At 66.3% G+C, this 12,335-nt stretch carries 9 protein-coding genes; 8 read left to right on the top strand and 1 reads right to left on the bottom strand.

Going from position 1 to position 12,335, the window contains the following annotated elements:
- The first annotated feature begins 31 nt into the window (after window positions 1–31).
- The gene (treA, locus tag G5S42_RS35835; RefSeq protein ID WP_176111461.1) at window positions 32–1,840 is read left to right on the top strand and encodes an alpha,alpha-trehalase TreA; all 1,809 of its coding nucleotides are present in this window, start codon (window positions 32–34) and stop codon (window positions 1,838–1,840) included.
- Window positions 1,841–1,956: 116 nt separating this feature from the next.
- Complete coding sequence (locus G5S42_RS35830) at window positions 1,957–3,252, top strand: MFS transporter (protein WP_176111460.1); 1,296 nt, start codon at window positions 1,957–1,959, stop codon at window positions 3,250–3,252.
- A 176-nt stretch (window positions 3,253–3,428) separates the two neighbouring features.
- On the opposite strand, the gene G5S42_RS35825 is transcribed toward G5S42_RS35830, so the two are convergent.
- Window positions 3,429–4,139, bottom strand: a complete 711-nt coding sequence (locus G5S42_RS35825) for a FadR/GntR family transcriptional regulator (RefSeq protein ID WP_176111459.1) — start codon at window positions 4,137–4,139, stop codon at window positions 3,429–3,431.
- 269 nt (window positions 4,140–4,408) lie between these two features.
- On the opposite strand from G5S42_RS35825, the gene G5S42_RS35820 reads away from it, so the two are divergent.
- From G5S42_RS35820 to G5S42_RS35795, 6 genes are all read left to right on the top strand, one after another.
- On the top strand, window positions 4,409–5,431 hold the full coding sequence (locus G5S42_RS35820; protein WP_176111987.1) for a zinc-binding alcohol dehydrogenase family protein: 1,023 nt from the start codon (window positions 4,409–4,411) through the stop codon (window positions 5,429–5,431).
- Between the two features lie 20 nt (window positions 5,432–5,451).
- Window positions 5,452–6,585: a mannitol dehydrogenase family protein gene (locus tag G5S42_RS35815; RefSeq protein WP_176111458.1), complete on the top strand. Its 1,134-nt coding sequence runs from the start codon at window positions 5,452–5,454 to the stop codon at window positions 6,583–6,585.
- Window positions 6,586–6,704: 119 nt separating this feature from the next.
- Window positions 6,705–7,985, top strand: coding sequence for an MFS transporter (locus tag G5S42_RS35810; protein WP_176111457.1), 1,281 nt, complete (start codon window positions 6,705–6,707; stop codon window positions 7,983–7,985).
- Between the two features lie 48 nt (window positions 7,986–8,033).
- Window positions 8,034–9,581: a D-arabinonate dehydratase gene (locus tag G5S42_RS35805; RefSeq protein WP_176111456.1), complete on the top strand. Its 1,548-nt coding sequence runs from the start codon at window positions 8,034–8,036 to the stop codon at window positions 9,579–9,581.
- Window positions 9,582–9,645: 64 nt separating this feature from the next.
- A complete protein-coding gene (locus G5S42_RS35800; protein WP_176111455.1) occupies window positions 9,646–10,899 on the top strand; it encodes an alpha-hydroxy acid oxidase in 1,254 nt (417 codons plus the stop codon).
- A gap of 17 nt (window positions 10,900–10,916) precedes the next feature.
- Window positions 10,917–12,335 carry an FAD-binding oxidoreductase gene (locus tag G5S42_RS35795; protein ID WP_176111454.1) on the top strand — a complete coding sequence of 473 codons (1,419 nt, stop codon included), beginning with the start codon at window positions 10,917–10,919 and terminating at the stop codon, window positions 12,333–12,335.

Here is a 12,335-nt window from a genome sequence, read left to right as displayed (position 1 = left end):
CGAGCGGCCGTACCGCTGCGTTCTAGCCTCCGTGGCCACCGCGCTGGCGCTCGCCGCAAGCAGCAGCGTCACCGCGCAATCCGCGCCGACGGTCGCGCCGACCCAGCCGGCCGTGCCGGCCCTTACGCTGCCAGCATCGGCTGCCGCTGCGAATGCCGGGAGCAGCGCCGCGGCCGGGCGCGTTGGCAACACGGATCACGCGCAGCCGTCGCCGGACGTGCCGACGCCGCCATCCGAGCTGTATGGCGAGCTGTATCGCGACGTCGAACTCGCGCATCTGTACCCGGACAGCAAGACTTTCGCCGACATGTCGCCAAACGAGCCGCCGCCGCAAGTCATCGCCGACTACGACAGCCAGCGCGCTCAGCCGCGCTTCGACCTGAAGCAATTCGTCGAACAGCGCTTCACGCTGCCTGCTCGCGAGCCGAAGCGCTATGTGTCCGATCCGAACGAAAGCGTCACCGCGCACATCGATACGCTGTGGAGCGTGCTGCGCCGCGAACCGGATGCGAGCGCCAGCCCGTACGCTTCGCTGTTGCCGCTACCGTCGTCGTACATCGTGCCGGGCGACCGCTTCGACGAGATCTACTACTGGGACTCGTACTTCATTCTGCTGGGGCTCGACGCGAGCGGCCAGCGCGCGCTCGTCGACGACGAGCTGAACAACTTCTCGACGTTGATCGACCGCTATGGCCATATCCCCAACGGCAATCGCACGTATTACCTGAGCCGTTCGCAGCCGCCGTTCTTCGCGCAGATGGTGCAGCTCGTCGCGCGCAAAGAGGGCGATCAGGTCTACGCCCGCTATCTGCCCGAGCTGCGCCGTGAATACGCGTACTGGATGGCGGGCAGCGATCATCTGTCGCCCGGCAACGCGGCGCGCCATCTGGTGCGCCTCGCCGACGGCACGCTGCTCAATCGCTACTGGGACGAGCGCGCGGCGCCGCGCGACGAGTCGTACCGCGAGGATGTGATGACGGCGCAGCAGATACCGCAACGCGACGCGCAGGATTTGTGGCGCAACCTGCGCGCGGGCGGCGAAACCGGCTGGGATTTCAGTTCGCGCTGGTTCGCCGACGGCAGGACGCTCGCGACCATCGACGTGACCTCGCTCGTGCCAGTGGACCTGAACTGCCTGATGGTGGAGCTCGAACGCGCGCTCGCGAAAGCCTACCGGGTGACCGGCGACGCAGGCCACGCGGAGAATCTCGAACTACGCGCCCGCGTGCGCGCCGATGCAATCCGCCGGGTGCTGTGGGATCCGCAACTGCACGCTTTCGGCGACTACGACTTCGTGCACGGCACGCTTACGCACCGGCTCACTGCCGCGACCGTCTACCCGCTTTACACCGGCGTCGCGACACGCAACGACGCGCGCGAAGTGGCGCAGACGATCCGGCGGGATCTGCTGCGCCCGGGCGGTCTCGCGACGACGCGGACCGATACCGGTCAGCAGTGGGACGAACCGAACGGCTGGGCGCCGCTGCAGTACCTCGCGGTGATCGGGCTGCGCCGCTACAGCGAGCCGGAGCTCGCGCGTGATATCGCGACCCGCTGGATTCGCACCAACGTCGCGTACTACCAGCGCACCGGCAAGCTGGTCGAGAAGTACGACGTCGACGCGAGCGACAAGTCGGCGGGCGGCGGAGAGTATCCGCTACAGGACGGCTTCGGCTGGACCAATGGTGTGCTGCGCGTGCTGATGCAGCTCTATCCGGATGCGGTGAGTTCGACGAAGCCGGCCGATCTGCCGGGCGGTGCGGTGGGGGTGTCGGATGCGGCGGCATCGGCGGCGGCCGCGCCGCAGACGTCGCACAGCGCGTCGCCCGCGGGCCACTAGTCGGAAGAGGTAGTAGCGATACCAGGATGATGGGTTGACTGCCTGACGGCGACGCAGCCCGTTAGCATGCTTCGGATAGCTCGAACGGCCCCCTAGTCACCTGGAAAGTCTCGAAGATGAATCGCAAGCTCGACGTACCAACGGCCGAACCGGTGCCGCCGCAGGCGCAGGCGACGGCGGCGGCCAAGGCCGCCCCGGCGGCCGACGATGAAGCCGCCGCGCATTGGCAGCGCAACCTGTGCGTGTGCGTGTTCGGCTCGTTCACGACCATCGTCGCGATGACGCTGCTGCTGCCGTTCCTGCCGCTTTACGTCGAGCAACTCGGCGTGCAGGATCATGCGGCGATCGTGCAGTGGTCCGGCGCCGCGTTCGGCGCGACGTTCTTCAGCGCCGCGCTCGTCGCGCCGCTGTGGGGCAAGCTCGCGGACCTCTACGGCCGCAAGCTGATGCTGATCCGCTCGAGCCTCGGCATGGCGATCGCGATGTCGCTGATCGGCATGGCGCACTCGGCCTGGCAACTGGTCGCGTTGCGGCTGCTCGCCGGGCTGCTCGGCGGCTATGCGTCGGGCTCGATGATCCTCGTCGCGACGCAGACGCCGAAGGCGCGTTCGGGCTGGGCGCTCGGGGTGCTGTCGTCGGGGATCATGGCGGGCAATCTGGTCGGCCCGCTGCTCGGCGGCTTTCTGCCGCCGCTGATCGGCATCCGCGCGACCTTCTGGGCCTCGGGCGCGGCGATCTTCGTCGCCTTTCTCGCGACCGCGTTTCTGATTCGCGAGCAGCCGGTCCGCAAGCGCGCGGACAGCGCGTCGAAGAAAGGCGCGTGGGCCTCGGTGGACGACAAGCGGCCGGCCATCGCGATGCTTGCCACCGGCTTGCTGCTGATGGTCGCGAACATGTCGATCGAACCGATCATCACCGTCTACGTCGCCCAGCTCACGAAGCCTCAAAGCGTGACGATGGTCGCGGGCTTCGTCATGTCGGGCGCGGCGCTCGGCAGCGTGATCTCGTCGTCCCGACTCGGCAGGTTCGCCGATCGCGTCGGGCACTGGAACGTGATCGTCGGCTGCCTCGCGGTATCGGCGGTGCTGCTCGTGCCGCAGGCGTTCGTTACCGCGAGCTGGCAGCTGATCGTGCTGCGTTTTCTGATGGGCATCGCACTCGGCGGCCTGTTGCCGTGCATCGCGAGCGTGATCCGGCACAACGTGCCGGCGAGCGTGACGGGCGCGATTCTCGGCTACTCGGTGTCGTCGCAGTACGCGGGGCAGGTGGCCGGTCCGCTGCTGGGCGGTTTCGTCGGCGGCCACGTCGGCATGCGTGCGGTGTTTCTCGGCACCAGCGTGCTGATGGCGCTCGGCGCGCTCGCGAACTGGCGCGTGAAATCGCGCAGCGTACGGGCCGAGGCGGCGCGCTGATACGAGCCGCGTCGACGCTCGGCACGTTTGCGATTGCGGCGCAAACAAGCGGACTGAGGAGATGGGAAAACCAATCGTTGACGACCAACCGTTCATGAGGCGTTTCTCAGACTCGGTTGTTCCTTGATCTGCTGGAACACGCTCAAGCGTGCCCAGAAGTCTTTATGAAACCGTTTCTAAGTCGTCCGCTGTCCCCCCGTGATCACGCGCTCCAGCGACAGCTTCAAGTGGCGCTGCATCGCCGCCTGCGCCTGCAGCGGATCGTGCGCTTCCAGCGCTTCCAGAATCACCAGATGTTCTTCGGGCACGGCGCCCCACGTCGTTTCGTTTTCGAAGTGGCCACGCAGCTTTTCCGACAGCGGACTATGTCGCGCATCGAATAGCGAGCTGACGGTGCGCACCAGCACTTCGTTGCCGGACATCTGCGCGATCGCCAGATGGAACGCGCGATCGGCGGCGACCGGAATTCTGCCCGCCTTCACTTCGCGCTCCATCTCGTTGTAGATCGCGCGCAGCATCTTCAGGTCTTTCGGTTTGCAGAACGGTGCGACGCTCGCGATGATCGAGCCTTCGATCAGGCAGCGCGCGCCGAGGATGTCGAGCAGGCTATCGCCGAGTTCGGCCTGCGACAGCGACGCATCACTTTGCGCGGACGGCGTCGCGCACAGATAGACGCCCGAGCCCATGCGAATCTCGACGAGGCCTTCCAGTTCCAGCGCGACCAGCGCCTCGCGCACCGACGGCCGCGATACGCCGAGCGTTTCCGCCAGCGCGCGCTCGGGCGGCAGGCGGCCGTTCGGCGCGAACTCCGGCTGAGCGATCAGATCGCGCAATTTTTCCGCGATCTGAAGATACAGGCGGCGAGTGTCGGCAGGTTTGGTGTTCACGAAACGTTTCCCGGCAATGGAGCTTGTGCAATCCCGATAAGGCGAGCGCCGATTGTAGATCGAAGCGCCCGGCGCGCAAATCGCGCGCGCTAGGCTACGCGCTGACAGCGTTCGGGGTTTCCCCCAACATCGTGCAAATTGGCTTGACCAGTATCGCATGTGCCGTTACTTTTGCAAATTGGTAAGGCCAGATCGACGCCAAGTAGACGCCAGGCGAGCAGCCCTGCGGGCCGCTCCGCTCCCGATACCCGATCAATTCCTCCATGACGATGAAGACAGTCATTTGCGAACAACCCGGCCAGCTCGCGCTCACCGAACGCGCGATGCCGAACGCCGGCCCTGACGATGTGCTGATCCGCATCCGCCGAGTCGGCATCTGCGGCACCGACTTCCATATCTTCACCGGCAATCAGCCGTATCTGTCGTATCCGCGCGTGATGGGGCACGAGCTTGCCGGCATCGTCGAAGCGGCGCCGGCCGGCGCGCGCGTCGCGGCCGGCGACCAGGTGTACGTGATGCCGTATCTGTCGTGCGGGCGCTGCGTGGCCTGCCGCGCGGGCAAGGGCAACTGCTGCGTGAACATCCGGGTGCTCGGCGTCCATACCGACGGCGGCATGACCGAGTACCTCGCGGTGCCGCAGGCGTTCGTCTTCAAGGCCGACGGCGTGACGCTCGACCAAGCCGCGATGCTCGAGTTCCTGGCGATCGGCGCACACGCGGTCGCGCGCGCCGACGTGCAAGCCGGGCAGCGTGCGCTAGTAGTCGGGGCTGGGCCGATCGGCATGGCCGTGACGATCTTCGCGAAACTGCGCGGCGCCGAGGTCAGCGTGCTCGACGGCCGCGCGGACCGCCTGTCCGTGTGCGCCGGCGCGTTGCAGGCCGATCACACGGTGCTGCTCGACACCACCGACGCCGCGACCGATGCCGCCCAACTCGCCGCGCTGACCGATAACGAGTTCTTCGACGTGGTATTCGACGCGACCGGCAACGTGAAAGCGATGGAGCGCGGGCTGCAATTCGTCGCGCACGGCGGCAAGTACGTGCTGGTGTCGATCGTCAGCGAGCGCATTTCGTTTGCCGATCCCGAGTTCCACAAGCGCGAGACGACCTTGCTCGCGAGCCGCAACGCGACCGTCGCCGACTTCGAAACGGTGCTCGAAGCGATGCGCGCCGGCAAGATTCCGACGGCCGCGCTCAATACCCACGTGGTCGAGCTCGCCAATCTGCCGGGCGAATTCCCCAAGCTGCTGAAACCGGATGCCGGCGTCATCAAGGCGCTGGTGGCCTGTTGAGCGAGCGGGGAAAACGGACGATGGGCAACCCGATTCTTCAATTCGGCACGAGTCGCTTTCTGCAGGCGCACGCGGATCTGTTCGTATCGGCGGCGCTCGACTCGGGCCGCGCGCTGGGGCACGTGAGCGTCGTGCAGACGACGGCCAACCCCGAGAGCCTCGCGCGCATCGACGCGCTGCGCGCGCACCGGCAGTACGAGGTGCGCATTCGCGGTCTGCGCCGCGAAGCGGTGATCGATACGACCACGCAATGTCATGCGATCAGCGAGGCATTGAACGCGAATACCGATTGGCCGACGGTGGTGGAGCGCTTGGCGCGCGACGCGCGCGTGGTGATCTCGAACACCGGCGACCGAGGCTACGAGTGTTTCGCCGACGACACCGCCGAGCTATTGCGCAACGACAAGAGCGTGCCGCGCGGATTCGCGGCGAAGCTCGTAGTGCTGCTGCACGCGCGCTTCAAAGCCGGCGCCGCGCCGCTGACGCTGCTGCCATGCGAACTCGTATCGGGCAACGGCGACACGCTGCGTGGCCTCGTCGCCGATATCGCGCGCGGCTGGGGCGGCGGGACCGAGTTCCTGCGCTACATCGAGCACACCTGCATCTGGGTCAATTCGCTGGTGGACCGCATCGTGTCCGAGCCGATCCGGCCGGTCGGCGCGGTTGCCGAACCCTACGCGTTGTGGGCGATCGAGCGGCGTGCCGGCATGGTGCTGCCGTGCGAGCACGAAGCGATGATCGTCACCGACGATCTGTTGCACTACGAACGCCTGAAGCTGCTGCTGCTGAATCTCGGGCATACGTGGCTCGCCGAGCGCTGGCAGGCCGACGCGCGCGATTCCGACGAGAACGTGCTGCACGCGATGCGCGATCCGCTGTTGCGCGCCGATCTCGAATCGCTATGGCGCGACGAGGTACTGCCGGTCTTCGATGCGCTCGGTCAGGGCAGCGACGCGCGCGCCTATCTCGACGACGTGCGCGAGCGATTCGAAAACCCCTTTCTCGATCATCGCCTCGCCGACATCGCGCGCAATCACGAGCAAAAGAAAGAGCGGCGCTTCAAGCCGGTGATCGAACTCGCCCGCGAGCTCGGCGTGCGTGTCGAGCAACCGCGTCTGAACGCGGCGCTTGCCGCGTGCGTGCAACGCGGCTAAAGGCGCGGGCCGCAAATCCGCAGTAAATCGGGTCGTCGACCCCGCAGTACACCAGCGGCTCACGAGGTCGCAAGGTTCATCTAAACATAGGCTTAGCCTGGCCAGGAGGAGACGGTTTCATGAAGAAGATGCGTTGGGTAGTGATTTTTCTGTGCTTTCTCGCGATCGCGGTGAACTACATCGATCGTGCGAATCTCGCGGTCGCCGCGCCGCAAATCGAAAAGGCGCTCGGCATCGGCCCCGCCGAGATGGGCTTCATCCTGAGCGGCTTCTTCTGGACCTACGCGTTCATGCAGATGCCGTTCGGCTGGTTCGTCGATCGCGTCGGCGCGCGCATCGCGCTGCCGCTCGCAGTCGGCTGGTGGTCGGTGTTTACCGCGGCCACCGCGGTCACGACCAGCGTCGCGGGGATGTTCGGCTGCCGCCTGTTGCTCGGCGTCGGCGAGGCGGGCGCGTATCCGTCCTGCACGAAGCTGGTGAGCCAGTGGTTCCAGCCCAAGGAACGTGCGCTCGCGACGAGCATCTTCGATAGCGGCTCGCGGGTCGGCTCCGCGCTGTCGATTCCCGTGGTTGCGCTGATCATCAGCACGCTCGGCTGGAAGGCGGCTTTTGTTCTCACCGGCTTGCTCGGCGCGGTCTGGATCGTCGGCTGGTTCGTGATCTATCGCAATCCTGTGCAAGACGAGATGGCCATCGCACTCGAGGCGACTCCCGCGGCTCAGGTGAAGGCAGAGAAGGTGACATGGGCGTCGCTGTTTCGCCACCGCACGCTGTGGGGCATGATGCTCGGCTTCTTCTGCCTGAACTTCGTGATCTATTTCTTCATTACGTGGTTTCCGAGCTACCTCGTGGAGACCCGTGGCTTCTCGCTGAAATCGCTCGGCACGCTCGGAATGATTCCGGCGTTGATCGCGATTCCGGGCGGCTGGCTCGGCGGCTTCGTGTCCGATGCGCTGTTCCGGCGCGGCTGGAGCTTGACGGCCGCGCGCAAGACCTGCATGGTCGGCGGCATGCTGTTGTCGTCGGTGATTACGCTGTCGGCGTTCACGGAGAACACGTATCTGATGCTCGCGTTCTTCGGCATCGCCTATGGCAGCCTCGCGTTCGCCGCGGCGAGCATCTGGTCGCTGCCAGGCGACGTCGCGCCGACGCCGGGTCATGTCGCGTCGATCGGCGGCATTCAGAACTTCGCATCGAATCTGGCGGGGATCGTGATCACGACGTTCACCGGCGTGATGGTTGCGATGTCGAAGGGCTCGTTCACGATTCCGCTCGTCGTCGCGGGCGGCTTCTGCTTTCTTGGCGCGTTCAGCTATCTTTTCATCGTGGGACGCATCGAGCCGCTGTCGCTGGAATCGGACAGCCGCGATCTGCCCAAGGGCGTTGGCTCCACGATCTGACGTATTCTGTTTGAACGCTTACGGATAACCCTGTCTTCGAGGCTTTTCATGTCGACTCAAGCTAGCGGCGCGTGCCCGATCATTCGCCTGCATCCCGCCGACGACGTCATCATCGCGACCCGGCAGTTGTTGCCGGGCACGCGCATCGACGCGGAACAACTGGTCGTCGCCGGGCTGATTCCACCGGGACACAAGATCGCGACGCGCGACATCGCCAAGGGCGAACCGGTCAAGCGCTACAACCAGATCATCGGCGTAGCGCGTGAAGCGATCGCGCGCGGCCAGCATGTTCATACGCACAATCTCGGCATGTCCGAGTTCGCGCGCGAGCACGCGTTCGGCGCCGATGCGCAGCCGACCGTCTACGTCGATGAACCCGCGCATTTCATGGGGATTCGTCGCGACGACGGCCGCATCGCGACGCGCAATTACATCGGCATTCTGACCAGTGTGAACTGCTCGGCGACGGTTGCGCGCGCGATTGCCGATCATTTCCGGCGCGACGTGCGTCCCGACGCGCTCGCCGACTATCCGAACGTCGACGGTGTGATCGCCTTGACGCACGGGCTCGGCTGCGGCATCGACATGCAAGGCGAGGGCATTGCGATCCTGCGTCGTACGCTCGCCGGTTATGCGGTGCATCCGAACTTCGCGTCGGTGCTGTTCGTCGGGCTGGGCTGCGAGACGAATCAGATCGACGGTGTGCTCGCGGCGGGCGGCCTCGACGCCAGCTCGACGAAGCTGCGCAGCTTCACGATCCAGGACAGCGGCGGCACGCGCAAGACGATCGAACGCGGTATCGCGATGGTGCGCGAGATGCTCGCCGACGCGAACCGCGTGCAGCGCGTGCCGGTACCGGCTGCGCATCTATGCGTCGGTCTGCAATGCGGCGGCTCGGACGGCTACTCGGGCATCTCCGCGAATCCGGCGCTCGGCGCCGCGGTCGATCGGCTCGTGCGGCACGGCGGCACCGCGATTCTGTCGGAAACGCCGGAAATCTACGGCGCCGAGCATCTGCTGACGCGCCGCGCGGTGAGCGCCGCGGTCGGCGACAAACTGCTCGCGCGCATCGCATGGTGGCAGGACTATTGCGCGCGCAATGGCGGCGCGATGGACAACAATCCATCGGCGGGCAACAAGGTGGGCGGTCTGACGACGATCCTCGAAAAATCGCTCGGCGCGGTCGCGAAGGGCGGCACGACGAATCTGGTCGACGTCTACGAATACGCGCAGCCGATCGCCGCGAAGGGCTTCGTGTTCATGGATTCGCCCGGCTACGACCCGGTGTCCGCGACGGGACAGGTCGCCTCGGGCGCGAACCTGATCTGCTTTACGACCGGGCGCGGCTCCGCTTACGGCTGTGCGCCGTCGCCGTCGTTGAAGCTGGCGACCAACACCGCGTTGTGGGAGCGCCAGCAGGACGACATCGATATCAATTGCGGCGGCGTGATCGACGGCAGCGCGAGCATCGACGAACTCGGCGAAGCGATCTTCCGCATGATGCTCGACTGCGCTTCCGGTACGCGCACCAAGAGCGAGCTGCACGGCTATGGGCAGAGCGAGTTCGTGCCGTGGCAGGTCGGCGTGGTGACCTGAACGGCCGCGCAGCGACACAACCAACAATCAAATAGACGAGTCAATCACGCACTGGAGGATGCAATTGGAACGCCGCCTTTATTCAGGCCGCGACGTGAAGCGCGCGCACAGCATCGATGATCTGCGCGCGATGGCCCGCAAGCGTCTGCCGAATTTCTGTTTCGAGTATGTGGAGGGCGGCGCTGAAGACGAAGCGACACTGCGGCGCAACCGCGACGTGTTCCGCGAAATCGCTTTTCTGCCGCGCACGCTGGTGAACGTCGAAAAGCGCAATCAGAGCGTGACGCTGTTCGGCGAGCGCAGCGCGTCGCCGTTCATGATCGGCCCGACCGGCTATAGCGGCCTGATGTTTCGCGAAGGCGACGTCAAGCTGGCCAGCGCGGCGGCAGCGGCCGGCATTCCGTTCGTGCTGAGCAACGTGTCGACGGTCTCGCTGGAGGACGTCGTGCGGCGCGCGGGCGGTCGCGTGTGGATGCAGGTCTATATGTACCGCACGCGCGAATCTCTCGCGAAACTGGCGCAGCGCGCGAAGGCCGCGGGCATCGAGGCGCTGGTCGTCACGACCGACAGCGCGGTGTTCGGCAAACGCGAATGGGACCTGCGCAACTACATCGAGCCGCTGAAACTCGACTGGCGCAACAAGTTCGACGTGCTGCGCCATCCGGGCTGGATGGCCAACGTGCTGTGGCCGAACGGCATGCCGCGCTTCGCCAATCTCGGCGACCTGCTGCCGCCGGGGCAGGACAGCGTGAAGGGCGCGACGATCACACTGGGCCGGGAACTCGACCCGTCGTTGTCGTGGGACGATATCCGCTGGCTGCGCGATCTGTGGCCGCGTCGGCTGATCGTCAAAGGCGTGCTGGGTGCGCCGGATGCGCTGAAGGCGCTGGAGGCCGGCGTCGACGGCATCGTGCTGTCGAACCACGGTGGGCGGCAGCTCGACAGCGCGGTATCGGCGATGGACGTGCTGCCCGAAGTCGTCGAGCAGGTTGGGGGTAAGCTGTGCGTGATGCTCGACGGCGGATTTCGCCGCGGCTCCGAGATCCTGAAGGCGGTCGCGCTGGGCGCCGATGCGGTATTGCTCGGACGCGCGACCACCTATGGTCTGAGCGCGGGCGGTCAGCCGGGCGCCGAGCGGGCTATCGAGATTCTGCAGACCGAGATCGACCGGGCGCTCGGCTTGCTCGGTTGCTGCGATATCGCCGGGCTCGACCGTAGTTATCTGCGTTGGCCAGGGCAGCAGGCGCCGCTGTCGCGCGTGCAATCGCAAACGCAGACCCATACGGTGCAGGCGCGCGCAGCGGCTCTGTCCGCCTGACGAACTGGAGATATCTGATGCAGCAAGAACCGAACGCCGCGACCCGCGGTAACGAAGCCGTCGCCGCGCTGCGCGAAACGCTCGGCGCGGACATCGTGAGTCTGCCGGCCGAATTTGGCGGGCGGCAGTTCGCCGACTGGAGCGGCACGCCATCGACCGATCCGATCGCGCTGATCCGACCGCGCACGACCGAAGAGGTCGCCACCGCGCTCAGGATCTGTCATCAATTCCGCCAGCCGGTCGTCACGCAAGGCGGTATGACCGGGCACGCGGGCGGCGCATGCGTGCTCGGCGGCGAGGTTGCGCTGAGCGTCGAGCGGATGACCGGCGTCATCGACATCGATCCGGTCAGCGCGACGATCACCGTGTTCGCGGGCACGCCGCTGCAGGCGGTGCAGGAAGCGGCCGATCACGCCGGCTTCATGTTCGCGCTCGACCTTGGCGCGCGCGGCAGTTGCACGATCGGCGGCAACATCGCGACCAATGCGGGCGGCAACCGCGTGATCCGCTACGGGATGATGCGCGACCAGGTGCTCGACGTCGAAGCGGTGCTCGCCGACGGCAGCGTGATCGGCGGCGAGCGCAAGATGATCAAGAACAATACCGGCTACGACCTGCGCAACCTGCTGACCGGCAGCGAAGGCACGCTCGGGGTGATCACGCGCGCGGTGCTGCGGCTGCGCGCCAAACCGCGCGCAATCTCGACCGCATGGTGCGGCATGCCGGATTACGAGGCGGTGACCGCGCTGCTCGGCCGCGCGCAGGAGCGGCTGCCGGCCGGCGTGTCCGCGTTCGAGGTCATGTGGCCCAGCTATTGCGACTTCGTGCGGGAACGCCTGCCCGAACTGCGCGTGCCGCTCGGCAGCGATCACGCTTACTACGTATTGCTCGAGACTTGCGGCGCGGACCCGGAGCGGCAGGCGGCGGCGTTCGAGGACTTTCTCGCCGACATGCTCGACGCCGGCGTGATCTCCGACGCCGCGATCGCGCAATCGGACGCCGACGCCGCGGCGTTCTGGGCGATTCGCGACGCGCCGGCCGAATATCCGCGCCTGATCCCCGGACGCATCTCGTTCGACATCAGCTTCGCGGTCGCGCAGGCGGGCGATGCGGCGCAGCGTTGCGACGAGCGGCTGCGCGCGCGCTGGCCGCAAGCGACGATCCTCGTCTACGGGCATCTCGGCGACGGCAATCTGCACGTGGTGGCGCAGGAACCGGGCTGGACCGACGAGGACATCGACGAGGTCAAGCGCGTCGTCTATGAACTCACGGGGGAAATGGGCGGCTCGGTATCGGCCGAGCACGGGATCGGCGAGGAAAAGCTGAGCGTGCTTGGCATGTCGCGCTCGCCGGCCGAACTCGCCGCGATGAAGGCGATCAAGCTTGCCCTCGATCCGCACAATATCCTGAACCCCGGCAAAGTGATCGCGATGTAG

This window comes from Paraburkholderia youngii, assembly GCF_013366925.1.
GTDB lineage: Bacteria > Pseudomonadota > Gammaproteobacteria > Burkholderiales > Burkholderiaceae > Paraburkholderia > Paraburkholderia youngii.
This window is presented reverse-complemented; position numbering and strand designations above follow the sequence as displayed.

Bases quoted from the DNA above. Each gene is read 5' to 3' on its own strand.
- G5S42_RS35805 (WP_176111456.1), top strand. From the start codon at position 8,034: ATGTCGACTCAAGCTAGCGGCGCGTGCCCGATCATTCGCCTGCATCCC.
- G5S42_RS35830 (WP_176111460.1), top strand. From the start codon at position 1,957: ATGAATCGCAAGCTCGACGTACCAACGGCCGAACCGGTGCCGCCGCAG.
- G5S42_RS35820 (WP_176111987.1), top strand. From the start codon at position 4,409: ATGAAGACAGTCATTTGCGAACAACCCGGCCAGCTCGCGCTCACCGAA.
- G5S42_RS35795 (WP_176111454.1), top strand. From the start codon at position 10,917: ATGCAGCAAGAACCGAACGCCGCGACCCGCGGTAACGAAGCCGTCGCC.
- G5S42_RS35815 (WP_176111458.1), top strand. From the start codon at position 5,452: ATGGGCAACCCGATTCTTCAATTCGGCACGAGTCGCTTTCTGCAGGCG.
- G5S42_RS35810 (WP_176111457.1), top strand. From the start codon at position 6,705: ATGAAGAAGATGCGTTGGGTAGTGATTTTTCTGTGCTTTCTCGCGATC.